The sequence below is a fragment of the Frankia sp. CgKIO3 genome (assembly GCF_977946435.1).
The window spans coordinates 2,103-25,069 of record NZ_CDWTMO010000043.1 but is presented as its reverse complement, the minus strand read 5'-3'; the positions used below and the strand labels follow the sequence as shown (position 1 = coordinate 25,069).

Below are 22,967 nucleotides of genomic sequence, written 5' to 3'. Positions count from 1 at the left end.
GCCCCACCCCCATAAGGACGGCCCCGTCACGCTGGTCCAAGCCACTCGGCCGGCTCCTGCCCGGCCGGGCCGATATCGAGAGCATGCGCCGCCAGCCAGGCCGTGACCTGCTCGCGGGGATGACCGTTGCGGTGGTCGCGCTGCCGCTCGCGCTGGGATTCGGGGTCTCCTCCGGCCTCGGCGCGACCGCCGGGCTGGTGACGGCGATCGTGGCGGGTGCTCTCGCAGCGGTCTTCGGGGGGTCGAACCTGCAGGTGTCCGGGCCGACCGGCGCGATGACCGCCGTGCTCGTGCCGATCGTGCACCGGCACGGGCCGGCCGGTGTGCTGACCGTCGGGCTGCTCGCCGGGATGATCCTACTCGCACTCGCAGTCCTGCGGGTCGGCCGCTCCGTGCGATATGTGCCGGCGCCCGTGGTGGAGGGATTTACCGTCGGCATCGCCGCGATGATCTTCCTTCAGCAGGTTCCCCCGGCCCTGGGAGTACGCGCCCGGAACGGTGACCGGGTGACCGGCGTGGCCTGGGCGGCTGTAGCCGACTTCGTCCACCGGCCGCACTGGCTCGCACTCGCGCTCGCCGTCGGCGTCGCGGCGACGATGCTGGTCGGCGCCCGGCTGCGGCCCACGGTCCCGTTCTCGCTGCTCGCCGTGGCCCTCGCGACGGCCCTCGTCACGGCCCGCGGGTGGGACGTCACGACCCTCGGCGCGATCCCCGCCACCCTGCCCGGTCCCTCTCTCGGCTTCCTCGACATCACCGCGATCCCGACGCTCGCCACGGCCGCCGTCGCCGTGGCCGCGCTCGCCGCCCTGGAGAGCCTGCTCTCGGCCAGTGTCGCCGACGGGATGACCGTCGGCCAGAACCACGACCCCGACCGGGAGCTGTTCGGCCAAGGGCTGGCCAACCTTGCCGTCCCGCTGTTCGGCGGGGTGCCCGCCACCGGCGCGATCGCCCGCACCGCGGTCAACGTCCGCTCGGGTGCCTCGTCCCGGCTCGCCGCCCTCGCGCACGCCGTGGTCCTCGCCGGGGTGATGCTCGCCGCCGCCCCCCTGGTCGCGCGCATCCCGCTCGCCGCGCTCGCCGGTGTTCTGCTCGCCACGGCGGTACGGATGGTCGAGGTCTCCTCGTTGCGCACCCTCGGCCGTGCGTCACACTCCGATGCCCTGGTCATGGCGCTGACCGCCGGGGCGACCCTCGCGCTCGACCTCGTCATCGCTGTCGTCCTCGGCCTCACGGTCACCGGCGCCCTCGCCCTGCGCGCGATCGCCCGAACCGCGCGGGTCGAGGAGGTGCCGCTGGACCCTGGCGATCATCACGATTCCGAACACGCGCTGCTCGCCGAGCACATCGTCGCCTACCGTATCGACGGTCCCCTGTTCTTCGCCGCCGCCCACCGCTTCCTGCTAGAGCTCACCGAGGTAGCCGACGTCGAGATCCTCATCCTCCGGCTGTCCCGGGTCAGCACCGTCGACGGCACCGGCGCCCTCGTCCTGCGCGACGTCATCGACCGGCTCGAACACCGCGGCGTCAAGGTGTATGTGTCAGGGCTGCGACCCGAGCATGCCAAAGCGGTGGCCGCCGTCGGTCTGGTGGACCGGCTACGCGGCCAGGGACGCCTGTTCGACTCCACCCCGTCGGCCATCCAGGCCGCCCGGGACCATCTCCACCACACCGGCGCCCTGGCTGCCGTCCCCATCTGAGCCCGCGCGACCTGAGCCGGCGCGGCGTCAGCCGCGGTCGCGCGGCTCGCCCCGCAGGGGACTCTGGTCCCACCGACCGGAGGCGGCGATCGACATGACGGATGTGCCCCAGGCAGGAATCGGACCTGCAGCCTACCGCTTAGGAGGCGGTCGCTCTATCCACTGAGCTACTGGGGCCGGCGAGAGACATCGAGTCTGGCTCGTGCAACAGATCATACGGGGTCGCGGAGCGGCCGGCCCGGGGGACACCATGGATCCCGATCGGCAGGGCATCCGCACACCGTCCACAGCCCGCCGACACGCTCGATCTACTGCAACGACCGATTATTACCGAAGGCTCATGACAGCCATCGAGGACCGTGGCCGCCCGGCACTGTGTACCGGCGCGGCGCGGCGCGATCAGCCGAACTGCTCGGCCATCTCGACGAGTTCCTTGCATTTCGGACAGATCGGGAAACGCGAGGGGTCCCGCACCGGTTCGAACTTGTAGCCGCACAACGCCGTAACCCGGCCACCCTCGATAGACGCACGAACGATCTCCTCACGACGGGCGTAGTGAGAGTGATCGTCACCTTCGTCCGTCTGGGTGTTCGATGTCTCGGGCGCGATCTGAGTCGTGCTCATGGCGTCAAGTCTAGTGCCGCGGGCGCCGATGCCGGCCCTGGGTGCAAGCCCGCGCGCGGGAACGGGTGCCGCACGAGGACACGCCGCCGGACCGAAGCCATGGAACACGTCGTGGAACACCGACCCCGGTCCGCGGGAAGGGGGCGACGGGACATCGAAACCGGCCTGCCGGCATGGCCTTCGGGGGGCAGATGGCTCTTGTGACTCCCGGACGGGGCGTACCCTGGATAAGGACGAAGGAGACCGGTGACTGGATTGATCGACAGTACCGAGATGTACCTCCGAACCCTGTACGAGCTGAGGGAGGAGGGCATCCCCCCGCTGCGCGCGCGTCTGGTGGAGCGCCTGCATGTCAGCGCGCCGGCCGCGAGCGAGTCGACGGTTCGCCTGGCCAACGAGGGGCTGGTGTCCCTCGCCGACGACCGGACCGTGCAGTTCACGGAGAAGGGCCTGCTGCGGGCCACCGCCGTCATGCGCAAGCACCGTTTGGCCGAGCTGCTGCTCACGAAAGTCATTGGGTTGGATTGGGCGCTGGTACACAACGAGGCCTGCCGGTGGGAGCATGTAATCTCCGACGAGGTCGAGGCGCGCCTCACCGTCCTGCTCGGCGATCCAAAGCGCTGCCCGTTCGGTAACGAGATCCCGCCTTCCCGGCAGCACCACACCACGGCGCGGCCGACCTCCGCCCCGGTGAGCCTACTGGCGTCGGCCGACCTCGCATCGTCCGGCGGTGGCAGGCCGGTCACGGTGAGCTGGATCTCCGAGCGGTTGCAGACGGACGAAAGCATCATGCGCCGGCTTCAGGACGCCGCGATCGTCCCCGGCGCGCAGATCACGCCGGGCTCCCGCGGCAACCTGATCCACATCGTCACCCCCAACGGCCAGACCAACGCGGAGATCAGCCGTAGCACCGCGGCTCTCGTCTACGTCGACCGCTGACCCGTCGCCCACGGCACCGTCGCCGTCCCCGTCCTGATCGCTTCCGCCGACGGCCGATGGTGTCACGCTCCCGGCCGCGCGCCCCCCCGGAAGCTCGACCACCAGATCTTCTCCACCCTGACCACCTCCCCGGTCCGCGGAGCGTGGATCATCTTCCCGCCCCCGATATAGATCCCGACATGATCAAGATCGGCATAGAAGAAGACGAGATCACCGGGAATGAGGCCCGCCCGGTCCACGCGGCGCCCCTCATTCCATTGTGATCCGGTGTAGTGGCTCAGCGAGACCCCGGCCTTCCCCCAGACCCACTGCGTCAGGCCCGAGCAGTCGAAGGACTTCGGCCCCGCCGCGGCCCACACGTAGGGCTTGCCCAGCTGGGCGTATGCCTCCTGCACCGCGCGCGACGCGCCACCGCCGCCCGTCGGCGGGGTGGGTGCCGGGGTAGTCGGTGCCGGGGTAATCGGTGCCGGGGTAATCGGTGCCGCGGCGAACGCCCGGCCCGCGGCCGCAGCCGACTCCTTCCGATAACGGAGCCGTTCGGCCGCGGCCTGACGTTCCCTGGCCTGCCGTTCCAGCAATGCGTAGCGGGATTCGAGCCGCTGCAGCAGACTGCGCTGTTCGGCGGCGGACGCCTCGATGGACCGCTTCCGCGCGGCGAGCCGCATGACGATCTTCCTCTTGCCCGCGAGTGCCATGTCAGCGCTCCGGCGTGCCTCGGTGAGATCCCGACGCGCGAGCCGCAGGCCGGTGTCCGCCACCCGTTGCCGACGGGCCAGCGCATCGACCGCACCGGCCCGGTCGAGTACCTGTCGGGGGTCGCCGGTCAGCAGCAACGACAGTTGCCCGAATCCCCCGGCCCGATCCGCCGACACCGCCAACCCCCGATGTTTGTCCGCGGCCTGCCGTACAGCATCGTCAGCACGGTCGACCCGCCCGGCCGCGGCGGCCGCGGCCCGCTCGGCCTCGGCCAGCCGAATACGTTCGGCGTTGAACACCTCGGTGGCAATCGCCGTCTGACGCATGGATTCGTCCAGCCGTACCCGGGTACCGTTGATCTCCGCCTGCAGACTCTCCAGGCTTCCCGGGCTCCCCGGGGCCGACCCGGAGGCCGGAGTCGCCGGCGCCGCCCAGGCGGATCCGGCAGACCCCCAGACAACCGGAGGCCCGGCGACGAGAATGCCGACCAGTCCGAGAACAATGGGCGCTCCGGCTTTCGGGCGCCATCCGGTCGGATCGTTCCCGGTCGGCTGGGGACCGTCGGTCGGGCCGGCGGCGGGAGTCTGCCTTGCGACGTGTTTCGAAGTTCGCTGGCCGAACCGGGATGGCGGGACAGCACGGGGACGGCGGGGCCCGGGGCGCGGTTCGCCGGCGCTATGCCAGCCCTCCGTGGGGACACTGCTCACACTGCCGGACGGTAACTCTATGCAGTTATACAGTCACGAAAGCACGCCATGACGAGCGGAGAGTCTCCAAGTGCCCACCGCCAGCCGACGAGATCGGGTCACAGGCCACCCAATTTAGCGATTTCACACGTCAGAAACAGCTAAGACATAGGTCGGGAACAGATCTTGCCGACTCTTCGGACCCGAGGATCCGGGACGAGCGCAGCGTGGCCGGGGACCGGGTGAGCGCAGTCCGCGCATCGCGCGGGGAATGACAGGAGAGACATGGACAAATTGAATTCGGGCGATACCGCGTGGATGCTCATCAGTTCCGCGATCGTGCTGTTCATGACGCCCGGACTGGCGTTCTTCTACGGTGGCATGGTCCGAGCGAAGAACGTGCTCGGAATGATCATGCAGAATTTTTTCTGCATCGGGATCGTCACGCTGATCTGGTCGGTCATCGGGTTCAGCGTCGCATTCGGCGAGGGTAACGGCTTCTGGGGCGGATTCGACTTCTTCGCGCTCCAGGACCTCTCCGGCAGCGACGGCGCGATCCCGTACGTCGTGTTCGTCGCCTTCCAGCTGATGTTCGCGATCATCACGCCCGCCCTCATCACCGGCGCGATCGCCGATCGGATGAAGTTCAGCGCCTTCGCGATCTTCATCCCGCTCTGGTCGCTGCTGGTCTACTCGCCGATCGCACACTGGGTGTGGGCGAGCAAGGGCTGGTTGTTCGAGCGCGGCGCGTTGGACTTCGCGGGCGGCACGGTCGTCCACGCCAACGCCGGTATCGCGGCGATCGTGCTGGCGCTGGTCCTCGGCAAGCGGGCCGGTTGGCCGACCGGCGACTTCCGTCCCCATAACGTCCCGTTCGTTCTCCTGGGCACCGGCATCCTGTGGGTCGGATGGTTCGGGTTCAACGCGGGTTCCGCGCTGGGCGCCAACAAGGTCGCCGGGTACGCCCTGCTCAACACCCAGATCGCGACCGGCGTCGCGATCCTCGGATGGCTCGCGGTCGAGCAGCTGCGCGACGGCAAGGCGACCACCCTGGGAGCCGCGTCCGGCGCGGTCGCGGGTCTGGTAGCCATCACCCCGGCCTGTGGTTTCGTCTCTCCGATGGGTTCGATCGCCGTCGGCGGCATCGCTGGCGTCGTCTGCGCCCTGGCCACCTCGATCAAGGGCAAGGTCGGCATCGACGACTCGCTCGACGTCGGTGCGGTCCACCTGGTCGGCGGTGTGCTCGGCGCCCTGCTGACCGGCCTCTTCGCCACTGTCGACACGAACGAGGCCGGCAAGGACGGCATCTTCTACGGCGGCCCGTGGAGCGTCTTCGGGGAGCAGGTGCTCGCCGTCGGCGCGACGCTGGGCTACTCGGCCGTCGTGACGGCAATCATCGCTCTCGCCCTGAAGTACACCATCGGTCTCCGGCTGAACGCCGACGACGAGATCGCCGGCATGGACGAGGCGTTGCACGGGGAGACGGCGTACCGCTTCACGTCCATCGGCGGTAGCGGCTCGCTGCCCACGAGCAGCATCAGCCCCATCAAGGTGCCCGAGGAGGCCCAGGCATGACCAAGCTCGTCACCGCCGTCATCAAGCCGTTCAAGGTCGACGACGTGAAGGCGGCGCTCGAGACCCTGGGCGTGCACGGACTGACGATCTCCGAGGTCCAGGGCTACGGCCGGCAGAAGGGCCACACCGAGGTCTACCGCGGCGCCGAGTACAAGGTCGACTTCGTGCCGAAGATCAAGATCGAGGTGGTCGTCGCGGACGGGGCGGTCGACGATCTGGTCGCGACGATCACGTCGTCGGCGCAGACCGGCAAGATCGGCGACGGCAAGATCTGGGTCGTTCCGGTCGAGTCGGTGGTACGGGTCCGTACCGGCGAGCGGGGGGCGGACGCGCTGTAGTAGTGCCGGGCGTGGCAACGCCACCGCGGCACGGCTCCACCGCACCACCCGACTCCATCCATCACCGTTACCACGCACCACCCGGCACCACGCACCACCCGCGACACGCACCACCCGCGACACCGCACGATCCGGCACCACCCGAGACCACAGTTGCGCTGGTGCGCGTTTCTGTGTCCTCGGCTCGGCGCTCCGCTGGCCGTGATCGATCCAGATCCGAGATCGATCACGGCCAGACGGCCGAACGGAGGAGGACAGCCATGACGGACCGCCTGGAGATCCTCAAGGGCCGCTCCGAGCGCCTGCCCACGGCGACCGGCCCACGGCTGCGCCGCATCCTCACCGACCTCGCCGACCATGCCCTAGTCGACCTGTTCGGCGATCCCGGGCCGGGAATGGCCCTGGTGGCCGTCGGCGGCTACGGACGCGCGGAGCCCGCGTTCGGCAGCGATCTCGACCTCGTCCTCGTCCACGACGGCAAACAGAACGACATCTCCACCGTCGCCGACGCGGTCTGGTATCCGCTGTGGGATTCGGGGGTAGGCCTCGATCACAGCGTGCGCACCGTCGACGAGGCCATCATGGTAGCCGACGGTGACCTCAAGGCCGCGCTCGGCCTGCTCGACGCCCGCCACGTCGCGGGTGACGCGACGCTGGCCACGCAACTCGCCCAGCGGGCTCGCGCCCGGTGGCGGTCCCATGCCCCGAAACGACTGCCCGAGCTCGCCGAGGCCGTCGCGGAACGGGCCGCCCGGCTCGGTGAGGTCGCGTTCCTGCTCGAACCCGACCTGAAGGAATCCCGCGGCGGACTACGTGACGTCCATGCCCTGCACGCCCTCGCGGCGGCCTGGGTCGCCGAGTCCCCCTCCGAGCGGGTAACCGCCGCCGGTCAGGTGCTGCTCGATGCCCGCGGCGAGATCCGCCGGCTGAGTCGGGGACGAGCCCACGATCGGCTCCTGCTCCAGGACTCCGAGGCGGTCGCCACCATGCTCGGCTACGCCGACGCGCTCGCGCTCGCGCACGCGGTCGCCGACGCCGGACGCGCCATCTCCTGGACCTGGGACACCACCTGGTACCGGGTCGCGGCCGGCCTGCGGTCGGTGGCGCGGTGGCGCGGTGGCGGCCGGCGGCCAGCCCGCCGCCCCCTCGGCGAAGGGGTGGTCGACCAGGACGGCGAGGTCCAGCTCGCCCGGGACGTCGATCCGGCGAAGGACCCGGTCCTGGTGCTGCGGGCCGCCGCCGTGGCCGCACGAAGCGGGCTCCCGCTGGGCCGCTACGCCGTCGACCGGCTGGCCCGGGAGGCTCCACCGATGCCCGACCCCTGGCCTGACGCCGCCCGTGACGCGCTGGTCACGCTGCTGGCCACCGGCGACGCGGCCGTGGGGGTGCTGGAATCCCTCGACCAGGTGGGGCTGCTCGTCCGGCTCATCCCGGAGTGGGCGGCGGTGCGCAGCAGACCACAACGCAATCCCTACCACCGTTACACCGTCGACCGGCATCTGATGGAGGCCGCGGCGCGGGCCGCCGCGCACACCCGCGAGGTGGACCGGCCGGATCTGTTGCTGCTCGGCGCCCTCCTGCACGACATCGGTAAGGGCTTCCCCGGCGACCACACCGACGCGGGCATCGTGCAGATCGAACGGATCGGCCCGCGGCTGGGCCTGCCGCCCGAGGACGTTGACGTGCTTGTCGCCATGGTCCGCCACCACCTGCTTCTCGGCGAGGCCGCGACCAGGCGGGACATCGACGATCCCGGGACAATCGAGAGCGTCGCCGCGTCCGCCGGCAGCGTGCGGATCCTCACCCTGCTGCACCGACTGACCGAGGCCGACTCCCGGGCCACCGGCCCGACCGCGTGGAACGCCTGGAAGGCGCGGCTGATCGGTGACCTCGTCGAGCGGGCCCGGGCCGTCCTCGGCGGCGAGCGGGTCCCGTGTCCCCCGCACCTCGACGATCGGCAGCGTGGTCTGCTCGCGCTGCCCGACGAGCACGTCGTCCAGGTCAATCCGCTGCCGGACGAGAGCATGTTCGAGATCGTGGTGGTCAGCGCCGACCACGTCGGACTGCTGGCGATCATCGCTGGTGTCCTTGCGCTGAACCGGTTGGACATCCGGCGGGCCTCGGCCCGGAGGAACGGCGGTCGGGCGCTGCTGCAGGCCGCCGTGGCCGCGCCGCACGGACGGGTACCGGAGCCGGCGCGGCTGCTCGCCGACCTGCGGGCCGCGCTCGCCGGCATCCTCGACGTCGCCGGTCGGCTCGCTGCCCGGGAACGCGACTACGCCGGGGCCAAGCGGTGGACCACGCCCGGCGCACCTCAAGTGATCTTCGATGACGACCTGGGATCGATGACCGTGATCGAGGTACGCGCCCCCGACCAGGCCGGCGTGCTGTACCGGATCGTACGGGCGCTGTCCGGGTTGCGAATCGATGTCGCCACCGCCATCGTCGCGACCCTCGGACTAGACGTGGTGGACGCCTTCTACGTGCGGGAGGCCGATGGTGGTCCGGTGGCGGACGGCGGACGGCGCCGTGAGATCGCGGACGCGATCCTCGCGGCCCTGGGACCGATGGAACCCATGGACCGCGCGGAACCGGCCGGCCGGACCACACAGACGTGATCCAGCCCGCCGGGATCCGCTCGGACCAAGCGTCAGCACCGTCGTGGGAGACGCTATGATGAGCAGGCACGTTGGGAGGCTTCGCCTAGTCCGGTCTATGGCGCCGCACTGCTAATGCGGTTGGGGGCATACACCCCCTCCGGGGTTCAAATCCCCGAGCCTCCGCATCGACCAGGCGTTTTGAACGTACGTTCGAGACGCCTGGACAATTTCAAGATCATGCATCTCTAGTCGGCGGCAGTGGCCTCGGCGGGACCACGGACGGGCGAGTCGAAACGAGGGAATCCCACGGGCCGGAGCCGTCACAGGTCATCTTCGACGGGGGCTGTCTGGTCTTTGTGGGCGCCGCGCATGGTGGGGAAGAGGACGACATCGCGGAGAGTCAGGGCGTCAGTGAGTAGGGCAACGAACCGGTCGATGCCGAGCCCGAGGCCGGACATCGGGGGCATCCCGTATTCCATGGCCTCGATGAAGTCCTCTTCGAGCATCATGGTCTCGTCGTCGCCGGCCTCCCGCAGCGCGGCCTGTTCCTCAAGCCGCTGCCGCTGTTCGGCGGGATCGACGAGTTCGGAGTAGGCCTTGACGATCTCCACGCCGTTCACCACGATCTGGAACATGTCAAGCGCGGTGGGATCGGTGTCGCTGCGCCGGGCCAGCGGGACTAGTTCCGCCGGGTGGTGCACGAGGAAGCACGGCTGGACGAGATCGGTTCGGACCGTCTTCTTGTAGAGCAAGTCTACCAGGCCGGCGTAGGACGGGGAGGTCCCGACGTCCAGGCCGAGTTCGGCCACCCGGGCGCGCAGAGTGGGAAGATCACGGACGACGGTGAGGTCGATGCCGGTGCGCCGCTCCACCTCGGCCCGGTAGTCGATCTCCGGCCAGTCGGTGCCGAAGTCGATCTTGATACCCTCGTAGGTAACCGCCCGGGTGCCGAGGACGTCGTCGAGGACCGTGATGATCAGTTCGCGGACGAAGGCCATGTTGTCGTGGTAGTCCCAGTAGGCGGCGTACCACTCCAGCATCGTGAACTCCTGGAGGTGCGAGGAGTCCATGCCTTCGTTGCGGAAGTTGCGGCCGAGTTCGTAGACGCGGTCGTAGGCGCCGACGACGATCCGCTTGAGATAGGTCTCGGGGGAGATCCGCAGGTAGAAGTCCTCACCGAGGGCGTTATGCCTGGTGATGAACGGGCGGGCCGCGGCGCCGGACGCTGCCTCTTGCAGCATCGGGGTTTCGACTTCGAGGAAGTCGTTGTCGTCGAGGAAACGCCGAATCCGCCTGATGATGTTCGCTCTGGTCTGGAAGCGTTCCCGGGACTCGGCGTTGACGAGCAGGTCGAGGTAGCGGCGGCGGTAGCGGGCCTCGACGTTGGACAGGCCCTGCCACTTGTCCGGAAGGGCACGCACGGTCCGGTTCAGCACCGTCATCTCGGAGATGGCGACGGTCCGTTCGCCGCGGCGGGTGGTGTAGAGGCTGCCGGCGACCCCGACGAAGTCGCCGATCTTCACAGCCCGGGACCATTCCTTGACGACCTCGGCACCCAGATCGGTCTTGGACAGGGAAACCTGCACCCGGCCGCTACGGTCCTGGAGATGCCCGAAGATCAGCCCGCCCATACGGCGCCACAGGACCACGCGGCCGGCGAGACGGACAGCCGTCCCGTCGGGAGCGGCTGCGGCATCGGCCGCGACCGCGTCGGTCCGGTAGCCGGACCGCGGCCCCGCCACCTCGGTTACCCCGGACTCCTCGATCGACATCAACACACCCTCTTGCCGCAGAAAGCACCAGCTAGCCACGAGGGTGGCGTTGCGTGAACGCTCCCGGGCGGGCCAGGCGACGGACCGCCATCCAGAGATGACTGCTCCAGCCTACCGACCCTCAGCGAACCACAGCCGGCGTAGGTCATCCTGATAGTGGTCGATCGTGGCTTCCGCGAGATGCCGGGCACGGCCAGCTCCATGATCGCGAAACGCTCGGACGCCGACGCCGCCAGGGGCGGCAGGGCTTGTTCCTTTGACGGCGGGTATCACGATTGGTGGCGGGTATCACGATAGTCAAACGCTCTTCTGCGCCTTGTTTTGTTCACATCCGTCCGGAAATGTTCTCCGATGGGTTGGGTGTGACCGGGTTGGGTTCGACAGGTTGAGGTGAATAGGGTGGTCATCGCGTGAAGGTGCTGCTCTACACCGACACAGCCGGCCGTGGGGGCGCCGAGATCAGCCTGGGCAATCTCGCGGCGGCGGCGGATCCGGGCCTGGACGTCCAGGTTGCCGGTTCCGACGCCGGGCTGGTCGAATGGGTCGCCGGCCGTCGGCGCGGCGGCGCGTCCGTCCATGTCGTGCGCGGGGGGACTGGCGCGCACGTGCGGCTGCTGCGCCGGGTACGCCCCGACGTCCTGCACGTCAACCGGTGTGTGCCGTGGGCGTGCGCGCCGATGCTGACCGCCGGTCTGGCGGCCGGAGTGGCCGGTTGCGATCTGCGGGTCGTCGCCGTCGATCAGCTTCCGCTGCGGACGACTGACCTGCCGCTGCTCCTGCGGACCAGGGCGCTGTCGCGGCGGGCGGACGCTCGGATCGCCGTGGGAGCCGGCAACGCGCGACGGGTGGAGGACTTCTACGTCCTGGGACGCGGTTCGGTGTGCAGCATCCCGAATGGTGTCCCCGACCTCGGCGCCCCACCGCACCGGCCGGCCAGGCCGGGCCCGATGGTGGTAGGTAGCCTCGGCCGGCTCGATCGGATGAAGGGCTATGACGTGCTCATCGCCGCTCTGGCCACGATGGACGGGGCGAACGTGGTTGTCGTCGGTGACGGGGCCGAGCGCCGCCAGCTGATCGAGCTCGCGGCGGCCAGCGGGGTGGCCGACCGGTTCGCCCTCGCCGGCTGGTCCGACGCGGCGCGCGGCGCCCTAGCCGGCTTCGACGTCTTCTGCCTGCCGTCCAGGACGGAGGGCTTTCCGCTGGCGATCGTCGAGGCGATGCTATTCAGGCTGCCGGTGGTGGCGACAGCGGTCGGCGGCGTCCCCGAAGCAGTGATCGACGGCGAGACCGGGCTGCTCGTGCCCGCTGGCGACCCGGCCGCCCTGGCCGCTGCGCTGTGCCGGTTGCGGGATGATCCGCTCCTGCGCCACCGGCTGGGGGAACGGGCACGGCAGGCGGCCGTGAGCACCTTCACCGACCGCCAGATGGCCCGCGCCTACCTCACGCTCTGGGAACGGTGCCGCTCGCAGCCGCGGGCCTCTCGCCTGCGGCCCGAACCGCCGCGCCCATGACCTTGAACTGACCGCGAATTCGGGAACTGACGGAAATCCACGAACTGACCACACATCCAGCTCAGGCTTCGCCGGACCTCGTGCCCGGACCAGACCCCGCTCCGGCTCAGTGTGGCTCTCCAGTGGCGTCCGGCAGGCCGCGGCGCGCCAATGCCATCAGCTCCGGCCAGGCGGCCCGCAGGTTGCGGCGCAGCGCGGGCGCCTGCGCGAGAACGGTGCGGAGCACATCGGCGAGACGCTCGCCAGCACAGGCCTGGGCGGGTTCGAGTTCACACCATGCCGGCAGCCTCGCGCTTTCCAGCAGGCCCGAGAACTTGTCCTGGTAGCCGACCGCCAGAGGGGGGACACCCTGGCTGATCGCCGCAACCGCCAGATGCATCCGACCGGTGAGGACCATGTCCACCGCACCTACGAGTGCCTTGGCTCCGGCCGGTCCGGCGTCGGTGTGCAGCACGTGGTCACGTCCGGGTTCCCGCTCGTCCAGCCGGCGGTGCAGCCGCTCGGCGAGCATCAAATCGCCTTGTTCCCCGCGCCGGTCGTGCGGGATCAGCAGCCACGACGCGCCGGCCAGCCCGGCATCGCCCAGCCCGTCCACGTACCCGTCGAACAGCTCGGGAACCCGGCCCGCTACCAGATGGTTGATGTTCACTGCGCCCACCCGGCGGCCGTCGGCGCGCTGCCGGTCCAGCCATGCCCGCGCCGGCGCCCCACCGGGCTGGTGGAGATCCGGCTCGAGCAGGAAAGCCAGCTCGGCGACCAGTTCGGCGGTGATGCCGAGCGTGGCCAGCCGGGCCTGGGAGTGCGGGTCCCGCGCGCACACCCGCACATGTCCGCTCAGGCAACGCAGCGCGCGGGCTGCGGCCGGATCTGCCTGTGCCCGCCAGCTGTGCCCCAGCAGGGTGACCTGGGCGCCGGCGTGCAGGCTCAGCGCGGCCAGCTGCGCGTAGCGGACCGCGAGCTCGGCACCGTAGGCTCCGTCCAGGATGTCCGCACCGAGGATGTGGACCTCGGTGACCGATGCGAGCAGCGGGACCATGCCCAGCCACGCATCCCAGGCGGCCGCGCCCCGTGCCAGCAGCACCGGTTCCAGATCTCCTGCGGGAGCCGTCCCCAGCGTGCGCTGCCAGGATGGGGCGCCGACGTCAACGTAGCGGCAGTACGCACCGTGCCGGGCCGCAAGCGCCGCCCAGGCGACACGCATCATGGCCTCATCCCCGAGACTGCCCCAACCGGCCGGTGGCACCAGCAGGGCTGCCGGCCGAGCGCCGCCCGCCCGCAGCTCCGTCGGGGGCCATCCCCGCTCGCCGGCAAGGTCCCGGAGCAGGGTGGCAGGGCCGCACCCGGCGCTACCCTCGTAGCTGCCACTTTCAGGAACGATTCGCCCCGGCCTGTGAGCGGCCTCGTCACCAACCACAGAGAACACCCTTCCGTCATCCCCGCCCGATTCATCGAGGAGTACCTACCCAATACCTGTGAGTGATGACTGGCGTTGCGCCACTCGCCTTATCCTGACCCGGCCGGGTAGCGATCAGGTACGGCTGATGGGGACGTTTCGGGTATGACTGGCGGGGACGTTCTTGACGGCAACCGGGCAAGGCGGCGTGCGCCGCACGGTGGTCCGGAACCATCGGCTCAGACCGGGACCAGCAGCGCGGCTCAGGCCGGGACCAGGTGAGCGCGGCACCCGCCAGGCCAGGGTGGCCGCTTCCGCCGGCTCCTGCCGGGCACCGGTGAGAGGGGTGCGTGTGAGTGCAGCGCCGCGTGCCGCGGAAGGGGGCCATGCCCGGGCGAGTCGCCGGCCGCCGGCCGCCGTCGATTCACCCGCTGAATCCTCACCCCGGCGGACATCGATTCCGTTACTTTCCCGGTCGTCGGAATATCTTGTCGATGAATATCAGGGAGAGATCAATCACGGGTCCGGCTCCCCGACGAAACCTCCCGATGTCCGGTCCCCGGGCCTGGCTGAACTGTTGGCCGGCGGAGGAGACAGGAGGCTGGTAGGCACCATGTTCTATGATGTTCTGCTGATCATTTTTCGGAACATGGAAGGCGCCGTGGCAGTCGTTTCCTCCCGGATACGCCACCCGGTGCGGACCGTCCGCTGGATGTTCAACGGACTGTTCCAGCCGCCCGCCGGCTGGCGACGCCTATGCCTGCTTGCCGCGGTTTCAGCATTCAGCCTGGGGGTGGTCGGGCTTTGGCAGATGTCCCGAAGCCCCGGCGCCGGCCTCAGCGCCACCGACATCGCCTACGGCAGCCTGGGGCTTTTCTTCGTCCAGCCACCGGACCTGCCCAATGACGTCGGTCTCCCGATCTCCTTTGAGATCGCCCGCTTCCTGGCGCCTACGGCCACTGCTTATGTACTCGCGGATGCGCTGGTCAAACCGATGGCCGCCCTCCAGGCCACACTGTCCCGGGGGCACGCGGTCATCTGTGGCAGCGGACCGACGGCGCTTGCCTTCGCGGAACGCCTGCGGGCCGCGTCCCGCCAGGTTGTACTGATCGATGACGCCGACAGTATCGAAATCGCGGAACATGCCCGCCGTCTAGGTCTGGTCCTGCTACGAGGAGATGCGCGTCGCGAGGATGTGTTACGGCGGGCTGGCGTGGCCCGGGCCGACCAACTGTACGTGTGTGGGACTGCGTCCGGATATAACGCTGCTGTCGTCGCGGCGGCGGAGCAGGTGTCACGCCAGCGCCACCGCCCGCTGACATGCTACGCGGAGGAGTCGGATCCTGACGTGCTCGACGCCCTGTGGACGCTTCTGCTCGGCAGGGAACACATCGGTCATCTCACGGTCGAGTTCTTCAACACCGCCCGTCTCGGTGCAGGTCTTCTGCTCGACGACGAACGGATCGCGTTCGCGCCCCCGGCCTGTCCGTCGTGATAGTGGGCATGGGCCCGTTCGGCCGGGAGCTGCTCCTGGAACTCGCGCGGCGCCGCAGAGAGGTAGGTGCGACGTCGCGGATGCAGGTGACCCTCATCGACAAGAATGCCAGCGGTGTACTGAGGCTGCTGCAGACCCGCTATGGCCTCGTCGAGGCGACGATAGACACCACCTGCCAGGATACGGGTTCCGACGAGGTCGACCTGAACGCTCTCCTGGATGGATACGCCCCGGAAGGTACCATGCAGTTGGTGTTCATCTGCTACGAGGACGAGGAACTGGCGTTACGCAAGGCTCTTGCGGTTTCCCGGCTGCCCGGACACCGCAAGGTGATCGTTCGGGTGGACCGCATGACCCCCTTCGGGCAGGCCTTCGGTAGCGGTGACGGCGCGCGACCGCTGGACATCCTCTACCGCGGCCTCACCGTTTTTCCGCTGCTGGACCGCGTCTGCGATCCCGACCAGCTACAGGATCCCCAGGTCGAACAGCTCGCCAAAGGAATACACCGAGACTACTGTCGGCGGCGGATGGAAGCCGGCGAAAGACCGGAAGAAAACCGCGCGCTCGTCGCCTGGGAAAATCTCTCGGAGGACTTTCGCAACGCCAACTACGAACAGGCCCGCGACATCCGCCGGAAACTCGATATGATCGGCTGCGGAATCGTTGCCGGCGCTGTCCGGGACGATCCCTTTTCTTTCAATGTGACCGACGCGCAGCACAACGAGGTCAAAATTCTCGCGAAGCGGGAACACGAGCGGTGGATGGTCGAGCGCCAGGCTAACGGGTGGCGGTACGGACCCCACCGGGACAACGATCGAAAAACTCATCCCATGCTTGTGCCGTGGGACGACCTTGATGCCCCTAGTCGCGAGAAGGACCGCGAGACCATCAGGCTGATACCGATGATTCTGGCCGAGGCGGGATTCCATATTGTCCGTCGCCGCAGCTGACCGGCTGACCGGCTGCAGCCACCCTCGCCCAGCGGAGTCACTATCCGCCCGCACCCGCCGCACTCACCCAACCCCCACTCCGCACACCGGTCAGCAAAACCGAAAACACGTATACGAGGAAGCCGGGATGATCGGATTGATCTCACCACAGTAGTCCCGCCCGGCCGTGGGAGCGCGTGACTCGTCGCTCCCACGGCAGACCCACCCGTGTCCAGTACCGCAAGGCAGGTACGTCCAACTCACCTACCCGGCCACCCCTGGACCGGCAGTCGGAAGGAACCAGCTCGGTGCTGACCGACGACGTCGCGGTGGCCGTCCTTGACTCCCTCCCCTCGTCGGTCGCCGTGCTCGGCCCGGAGGGAACGGTGACCCGCCTCAACGAGGCATGGCGCCGCAATGCCGCCACCGGGGTGGCCCTGCTCCCCGTCCGGCCGGGCATCAGCTGGTTGGCGGCATGCGACAACGCGGCCAACTCAGCGGCTCGGCCGGCGGAACGAGCCACAGCCCGACCCGCGACCCTGTTGGCCGCCGCGGCGCTCGCCGATCCGGCTGCCCCGGTGCGGGCACTGGCGATCCTGTCCCGGCAGATTATCGACCGACGGCGCAAGCAGGCCCGGATCGAGATCCCGAAACCGACGCCACATGGTTATCGTTGGCTCGACGTACGCCTGCGCCCGCTGATCCGTGGTGACGGTCTGATCGTCGTCGTCGACGACGTCACCGAGCGACACCAGCGGGAGGAGGAGCTGCGGCATCACGCGTCGACAGATGCGACAACCGGGCTGGTGAACCGCACGGGGCTGCGCGCGCTTCTCGCTGCCCGACTGGCCGCGGGCCCGCCGGACACTGTGACCACCGTGGCGCCCGGAACAACCCCCGGACACGCCCTGCCAGCCGCCGCCGGCACGGCCATCACAACAGGCACGGCCAAAACCGGGCACAACCGCGGAACGGCCGTTCTCTTCCTTGACCTGGATGCATTTCGTCGAGTCAATTTCTCCTTCGGCTATCCGACGGGCGATGCCGTTCTGGATGCCGCCGCCCGCCGCTTTTCGAAGGTACTCCACCCCGGCGACATTCTCGGGCGCTGGGGCGGGGACGAGTTCGTCATCGTCACCGGACCCGTTACCGCAGCCGAGGCCGCAACCCTGGCCGAGCGGCTCATCTCCTCCCTGGACGAACCGCTGGACGTGCACGGTCATCGGATCAGCATGTCAGTGAGCGTCGGAGTGGCCCTGTCGGCCGGGCCGTCTCCGACCGGCCAGGCGCGCTCACCCGAACCTGCGGTCGGTTTCCCGATCCCAGCCGACGCTGCCGAGGTGAGTGACGCCATGGTGGAGCTGGCGGGTGCGGAGGTGATGCGCACCCGGACGATGGCACGCACGGCCGGGCGGGAGCATCATCCTTGCGACTCGCCATGAATCGTCATGGTGGTTTCTGCGCCACCACATATTTCGACCACAACACCAAGTAGAAGAACTCCCCGTCGGCCCGTCCCGCTCCCCGCTTTTCCACGCCGTATCTTCCATACATGCGCTTCACCCTCACCGTCCTCGATGCCACCCAGAATTCCAGCACGGACGTACTACTGACCGCCGCCCCGGAAACCCCGCTCCGTGCAGTGGCCGGGGCGATGGCCGCCGCTGTCCGCCCGCATCGGCGTACTCCCACACTGGCGCGGGCCGGGCCCTCGATCAACGTCTCCGGTACCGTCCGTCCACTCGACCCGGAGACAACCCTGGCCTCCTCGCCGCTGCGGGAGGGTGCGGTGGTGAGCCTTGATGCCACGGTGTCCCGGCGGGTCCGCGGGACGGGTCTGGTCGACCTGATGATCATCGGTGGGCCCGGGGCGGGCGACATTCATCACCTGCCGGCGGGTGAGTTCACCGTCGGCTCGGGACCCGGCTGCACTGTCACGCTGGAGGGTCACAGCAGCGACGAGCCCGCGCTGACCATCCGGGTCGAGGTCGGCGGTCGGTGCACCGTCACAGCCGGTCCGGGCGCGGCCGTCGTCGGCGACCACCCATCGTCGCCTGCCAGCACCATCCTGGCCGCGGTGCTGATCGCCCCGGTGACGTTGCTGCTCGTGCGGCCCGCACCGCTCACGGTGCTGACCCGCCCGTCCGTCTCCGCTCCTGGCATGCTCGACGTCAACCGTCCGCCTCGCCTGCATCCGCTGGATCGGGGGTCCGTCTTCGCCCTGCCGGCCGCACCCGCCGAACCCCGCCGTGTCCCGGTCCTCACGACGGTGCTGCCGCTCGCCGCCGCCCTGGGCACGGCTGCCCTGCTGCGAACAGTCTACGTTCTGCTCTTCGCGGTGCTGGCGCCGGTGAGCCTGGTCGCCTCCGTGGTGAGCGGCCGACGGCGGGAGGGTCGGGAGTTCCGTGCAGCCATGGCCCGCTACCGGCAGGAGCGGGACGACGTCGAGGCCACTGCTCGTGCCGCGCTCGCGGCGGAATGCACCGAGCGTCATCGCAGCCACCCCGATCCGGCAAGCCTGCTCGCCACCGCTCAGGGACCGACTGCGACGCTGTGGGAGCGGCGTCGCCATGACCCCCCGATCACCTGCACCTGAGGTTCGGCACGGCCGACCTGCCAAGCAGGGTCCGGACCACGGACCCCTCCCCTGTAGCCGTCACGCCCCGGCAGCTCCCGGCCTGGGTCGCTCCCGATGTCCCCGCCGTCATCGCTCTAGCCGAGCGGGGAGTGCTCGGCGTCACCGGTCGGGGCATGTTGCCGCAGCTTCTCGGCAGCTGGCTCGTCATCCAGGCCGCTGTCCTGCACAGCCCTCGCGATCTCCGGATTTGCCTGCTGATCGGGTCCACAGGCTTCGTCGATGCCTGGCGATGGATCCGCTGGCTGCCGCACTGTCGGCCGTTGGTACAGGAGAAGACCATTTTCGTTGGAGCCGACGAGGTCAGCCGCTCCCGCCGGATCGCCGAACTGACATCCTTGATCGAGAGTCGCTGCGCCCATCCGCCCGAGGCGCCCAGATCCGACCCCGACATCCTGGTCGTGCTGGACGGGGCCCGGATACTGCGCTCCGTCCCCGGAATGACGACCGTGCTACGCGACGGACCGGCGGTCGGCATCCACGTCATCTGCCTGGAAGCCGACGTCCGGGACCTTCCGCCCGAATGCCGAGCCGTTGTCGAACAGGACGGCGACGAGTTGTTGATGCGGCAGGACCGGTCAGCCGTGATCAGACACGTCTGCCCAGACCTCATCGGTCTCACCGGCCGGCCCGGTCTCACCGACCATGCCGGAGCACCGACCGTCGATGCCGCGGGACTGGACCTCCGCGGCCGGCTGGTGTGAGTCGGTCGCCAGAGCCCTGACGCCGCTGCGCGACGCCGGTGACCACGACTCCGAGAGCCTTCCCTCCGCCGTCCGGCTCCTGGACATCCTCGGCGCCGACCCACCCACGCCGAAGGTGATCCAAGATTTCTGGTCATCGGTGCCGCAGCCGCCCCGGGGCACGGCGAGCAGGGCGGTACCAGTCGGGATCGGTTAGGGTGGGAGGTTCACGATCGATCTCTCTCGCGACGGGCCACACGGGCTGGTCGCTGGCACGACCGGGGCGGGAAAGTCCGAACTGCTGCAGACGATCATTGCTGCGCACGCCGTAATGTACCGCCCGGACAAAATGATCTTCGTGCTGGTCGACTACAAGGGAGGCAGCGCGTTCGCCGAGTGCGCCGCTCTTCCCCACACCGTCGGTATGGTCACCGACCTCGATCCGCACCTGGTCCGACGCGCGCTGAGCTCGCTCACCGCCGAGCTTCGCAGACGGGAACGGATGTTGGCCGCGGCCGGAGCGAAGGACCTCGACGCCTTTCGACGTCTGCTCCCTCATCCCATCGGGCGTCCGACGATTCCCCGCCTGCTTCTGGTCGTCGACGAATTCGCCACGCTAGCCCGCGAACTACCCGAATTCGTCGCCGGATTGGTCAACCTGGCCCAACGCGGACGGTCGCTCGGGATCCATCTCCTGCTGGCCACCCAACGCCCCGCAGGGATGGTGTCACCGGAGATCCGGGCGAATACGAACCTGCGCATCGCGTTGCGGGTCACCGATGCGGCGGAGAGCGAGGACGTCGTCGGCTGCCCGGACGCTGCTCTGATCAGTCCGGCCACCCCCGGTCGGGCGGTGGTACGCACCGGCCCGGGCATCACGACAGCCGTTCAGACCGGGTGGATCGGTGGACCGGATCCGGTCACCAAACCAGGCGGAGACGGCTCGTCCGGAATCCCTGCGCCCAGGGTCACCCCGCTACCGTGGCCGGAACCGGGTGACGCTCCACGTCGGGATGCCGACACGTCCCAGGCGGTGCCGGCGCCATCGTACGGACCGCCGTCGGAAGACGTGTCCCTGGCAGAGCCGCGCACCGACCTGGCTGCTCTGGTCTCGGCAGTACGGGAGGCCTCGACGAGGCTCGGGATCCCTCCGATACCCAGTCCGTGGCTTCCCCCGCTCCCTGAGCGGATTACCCTCGACGCCCTCGTCGGGGCGACCGCCGGCCGCACCGACCCGAGCGACCACACCAGCCCGAGCGACCACACCATCGCCGCGGATGGCGACGGTCACCATCCGGCGGACTCCAGCGGACGCCCTGGGCTCCACGCGGACGGTCTCGTTCGGCTCCCTCCCGTTGCCATTGGGCTGTCCGATCACTGTGACCGTCAGCTTCAGCTGCCCTTCACGATCGATCTGGAACACGGCGGCCACCTCATGATCGTCGGCTCGCCACGAACCGGGCGCTCGACCGTGTTGCGCACCGCTGCCGGCGCCCTCGCCACCGCCCTGCCCGTCGGCGAGCTCCATCTCTACGGACTGGACTGCGGCGGCAACGCCCTGGCACCCCTCGCGGACCTGCCGCACTCCGGTGCCGTGGTGAGAGCCGGGACGATCCCGAGCGGGTCACGAGGTTCCTCGCCCGTCTGGCCAACGAGATCAGCGAACGGCAGACGATCCTCTCTCGGAAAGGCTTCATGGATCTTGCCGAGGCCCGACGGTCGTGGCGGCCGCCCCCCGGCGATGCGGGCGACGCCATGCGCCCATCGCCGTACCTGGTGCTGCTCGTCGACAGGTTCGAAGGATTTCTGGCCGCCTTTGAGGACGTCGACGGAGGGATCTCGTCGACCAGCTTCTGCGGCTGTTGCGCGAAAGTCAGGCGGTGGGCCTACGAGTGATCATCACTACCGATCGACGAGGGTTGATCGGGCGGCTGGCGTCGCTCGTCGACGAACGATTACTCCTGCGGATGGCCGACCCTTCCGACTACGCGCTCGCTGGCCTGTCCCCCTTCGACATGCCCGGGACGCTGTCCGCCGGACGTGGGGTCGCGGTCGGAGGCCGGTTCCCCAGTCCCGTGGAGACACAGATCGCGCTGCTCGACGCGGACCCCACAGGCCAGGCTCAGGTTGCGGCACTGCGGGCGGTGGGCTCTCGGGCGATGTCCCAGGCGGGCCGATCTGTGGAGGTGTCGCGAAGGCCGCCGGATCGCTTCGATCGTCGTCCCTTCCGGATCGACGCGCTGCCCTCCCTCGTCACATCCGAGCAGATGGAACGCACGCCCGGGCGGTCGCGGAGATCCGCGGCGGCGGCCATGCGTCCAGAAAATCGATCTTCGCTGCACGTGCCGATCGGAATCGGAGGGGACGAGCTGGAGATCGTCGAGGTGGATCTGGACACCGACGGCCCCAGTTTCATGATCAGTGGCCCGCCACGGTCCGGGCGCAGTTGCGTTCTACTCACGCTGGCGTTGTCACTCCTCACCGATGGTGCCCGAATCGTCGCGTTGACGCCGCGTCCGTCTCCCCTTCGTTCCCTCGCCCACCGACCCGGCGTCGTAGCCATCCTGGACGGGACCATGAACCTCGTGGAGGAGGCGGGAAGCGACGGCACCTGCCGTCGCGGCGGCCGCGGGCGGGGGGAGTTAGCCGTCACGCCGGAGACCCGTCGGACCGACACCATCCGGTCGCTGACCGACCTGCCAACCGGCCTGTCAGGGGACGAACCTCTGGTCGTCCTCGTCGACGACGCCGAGCTGGTCGGTGAACGGGCCGCGGCCGAGCTGGCGGCCTTCTGGCAGGCCGCACGCGACGGCGGCGGCGTGTTGATCGTCGCCGGTACGACCGAGGAGCTGCTGGGCCAGTACCGCGGATTCCTCGTCGACGTCCGCCGCGGTGGGTACGGGCTGCTCCTGGCCCCGGGGCGGCCGAGCGACGGCGAACTGCTCGGAGTCCGGCTGTCCCGCACGATCGGCGGCCCCGCGCCTCCAGGTCGCGGGGTGCTGGTGCGCCGCGGAGCCGTCCTTCCCGTCCAGGTCGCCTGTCCCCCGACATCCGACCTGCTCGCGTCCCCCTCTGCTCGAGTCCCGAGAGGAACAATGCCGTGCGAACCGTGACCACACCGGCGGCCCAACAAGCGGCCGGGCGGATAAGCCGACAGCTACCCGATCTGCAGGCAACCACGACAAATCTGATCAATCATGGCAACACGTTGGAATTCGTAATGAAGTAATTAATGCAAGCCAATATGCGTCTTCGCAGGTCACGGGCTCGCGAGGACCCCGAAGTGAACAAGTTATTTTATTCCGAATCCTAACTCAACGTAAGAATAAATTTGAACATTTAGTACTAGAATGGCATTAGATGCCCACCTTGGGTAATAAACTGTAGATCTTTC

General features: G+C 69.1%; 17 protein-coding genes, 2 tRNA genes and 1 pseudogene. 15 read left to right on the top strand and 5 right to left on the bottom strand.

Annotation, left to right across the window (positions count from 1 at the left end):
- Positions 1-1,697: SulP family inorganic anion transporter (locus tag AC08OJ_RS07450; protein ID WP_476595362.1), on the top strand; the 1,697-nt coding region annotated here is incomplete at its 5' end.
- A 104-nt stretch (positions 1,698-1,801) separates the two neighbouring features.
- On the opposite strand, the gene AC08OJ_RS07445 is transcribed toward AC08OJ_RS07450, so the two are convergent.
- Together AC08OJ_RS07445 and AC08OJ_RS07440 are read right to left on the bottom strand one after the other, a co-directional pair.
- Positions 1,802-1,874 (bottom strand) — tRNA-Arg (locus tag AC08OJ_RS07445).
- A gap of 222 nt (positions 1,875-2,096) precedes the next feature.
- The gene (locus AC08OJ_RS07440; RefSeq protein WP_023839854.1) at positions 2,097-2,321 is read right to left on the bottom strand and encodes a DUF3039 domain-containing protein; all 225 of its coding nucleotides are present in this window, start codon (positions 2,319-2,321) and stop codon (positions 2,097-2,099) included.
- A gap of 246 nt (positions 2,322-2,567) precedes the next feature.
- On the opposite strand from AC08OJ_RS07440, the gene AC08OJ_RS07435 reads away from it, so the two are divergent.
- Complete coding sequence (locus tag AC08OJ_RS07435; protein WP_476592232.1) at positions 2,568-3,260, top strand: metal-dependent transcriptional regulator; 693 nt, start codon at positions 2,568-2,570, stop codon at positions 3,258-3,260.
- A gap of 62 nt (positions 3,261-3,322) precedes the next feature.
- On the opposite strand, the gene AC08OJ_RS07430 is transcribed toward AC08OJ_RS07435, so the two are convergent.
- Positions 3,323-4,282 (bottom strand): C40 family peptidase, encoded by a 960-nt coding sequence (locus AC08OJ_RS07430; RefSeq protein ID WP_476595361.1) that lies wholly within the window; start codon positions 4,280-4,282, stop codon positions 3,323-3,325.
- Positions 4,283-4,927: 645 nt separating this feature from the next.
- Here AC08OJ_RS07430 and AC08OJ_RS07425 point away from each other — a divergent pair.
- The 4 genes from AC08OJ_RS07425 to AC08OJ_RS07410 all read left to right on the top strand — a co-directional run bounded on the left by AC08OJ_RS07425 (position 4,928) and on the right by AC08OJ_RS07410 (position 9,338).
- Complete coding sequence (locus tag AC08OJ_RS07425) at positions 4,928-6,217, top strand: ammonium transporter (protein ID WP_476592234.1); 1,290 nt, start codon at positions 4,928-4,930, stop codon at positions 6,215-6,217.
- Positions 6,214-6,555 (top strand): P-II family nitrogen regulator, encoded by a 342-nt coding sequence (locus AC08OJ_RS07420; protein ID WP_476592235.1) that lies wholly within the window; start codon positions 6,214-6,216, stop codon positions 6,553-6,555. Before AC08OJ_RS07425 ends, AC08OJ_RS07420 begins: the two co-directional genes overlap by 4 nt.
- Before the next feature lie 260 nt (positions 6,556-6,815).
- Entirely contained in the window at positions 6,816-9,173 is a 2,358-nt protein-coding gene (locus AC08OJ_RS07415) for a [protein-PII] uridylyltransferase (RefSeq protein WP_476595360.1), read from the top strand.
- A gap of 74 nt (positions 9,174-9,247) precedes the next feature.
- Positions 9,248-9,338, top strand: a tRNA-Ser gene (locus tag AC08OJ_RS07410).
- 137 nt (positions 9,339-9,475) lie between these two features.
- Here AC08OJ_RS07410 and lysS read toward each other — a convergent pair.
- The gene (gene lysS, locus AC08OJ_RS07405) at positions 9,476-10,927 is read right to left on the bottom strand and encodes a lysine--tRNA ligase (protein ID WP_476595359.1); all 1,452 of its coding nucleotides are present in this window, start codon (positions 10,925-10,927) and stop codon (positions 9,476-9,478) included.
- 410 nt (positions 10,928-11,337) lie between these two features.
- On the opposite strand from lysS, the gene AC08OJ_RS07400 reads away from it, so the two are divergent.
- Positions 11,338-12,438 carry a glycosyltransferase gene (locus AC08OJ_RS07400; protein WP_476592238.1) on the top strand — a complete coding sequence of 367 codons (1,101 nt, stop codon included), beginning with the start codon at positions 11,338-11,340 and terminating at the stop codon, positions 12,436-12,438.
- 106 nt (positions 12,439-12,544) lie between these two features.
- Here the strand turns inward: AC08OJ_RS07400 and AC08OJ_RS07395 are convergent, their stop codons facing one another.
- Positions 12,545-13,861 (bottom strand): polysaccharide pyruvyl transferase family protein, encoded by a 1,317-nt coding sequence (locus AC08OJ_RS07395; RefSeq protein WP_476595358.1) that lies wholly within the window; start codon positions 13,859-13,861, stop codon positions 12,545-12,547.
- A gap of 631 nt (positions 13,862-14,492) precedes the next feature.
- On the opposite strand from AC08OJ_RS07395, the gene AC08OJ_RS07390 reads away from it, so the two are divergent.
- From AC08OJ_RS07390 to AC08OJ_RS07355, 8 genes and pseudogenes are all read left to right on the top strand, one after another.
- Positions 14,493-15,326 carry an NAD-binding protein gene (locus AC08OJ_RS07390; protein WP_476592240.1) on the top strand — a complete coding sequence of 278 codons (834 nt, stop codon included), beginning with the start codon at positions 14,493-14,495 and terminating at the stop codon, positions 15,324-15,326.
- Between the two features lie 8 nt (positions 15,327-15,334).
- Positions 15,335-16,276, top strand: coding sequence for a RyR domain-containing protein (locus AC08OJ_RS07385; RefSeq protein WP_476595357.1), 942 nt, complete (start codon positions 15,335-15,337; stop codon positions 16,274-16,276).
- 287 nt (positions 16,277-16,563) lie between these two features.
- The gene (locus AC08OJ_RS07380) at positions 16,564-17,697 is read left to right on the top strand and encodes a diguanylate cyclase domain-containing protein (protein ID WP_476595356.1); all 1,134 of its coding nucleotides are present in this window, start codon (positions 16,564-16,566) and stop codon (positions 17,695-17,697) included.
- Positions 17,698-17,807: 110 nt separating this feature from the next.
- The gene (locus AC08OJ_RS07375; RefSeq protein ID WP_476595355.1) at positions 17,808-18,851 is read left to right on the top strand and encodes a hypothetical protein; all 1,044 of its coding nucleotides are present in this window, start codon (positions 17,808-17,810) and stop codon (positions 18,849-18,851) included.
- Between the two features lie 155 nt (positions 18,852-19,006).
- A complete protein-coding gene (locus tag AC08OJ_RS07370; protein WP_476592244.1) occupies positions 19,007-19,594 on the top strand; it encodes a hypothetical protein in 588 nt (195 codons plus the stop codon).
- Positions 19,595-19,805: 211 nt separating this feature from the next.
- Positions 19,806-21,110: pseudogene (locus tag AC08OJ_RS07365) on the top strand (FtsK/SpoIIIE domain-containing protein); the annotation flags it as partial.
- A gap of 158 nt (positions 21,111-21,268) precedes the next feature.
- Positions 21,269-21,469 carry a hypothetical protein gene (locus tag AC08OJ_RS07360; protein ID WP_476592245.1) on the top strand — a complete coding sequence of 67 codons (201 nt, stop codon included), beginning with the start codon at positions 21,269-21,271 and terminating at the stop codon, positions 21,467-21,469.
- Between the two features lie 71 nt (positions 21,470-21,540).
- Positions 21,541-22,686: a hypothetical protein gene (locus tag AC08OJ_RS07355; RefSeq protein WP_476595354.1), complete on the top strand. Its 1,146-nt coding sequence runs from the start codon at positions 21,541-21,543 to the stop codon at positions 22,684-22,686.
- Positions 22,687-22,967: the final 281 nt, after the last annotated feature.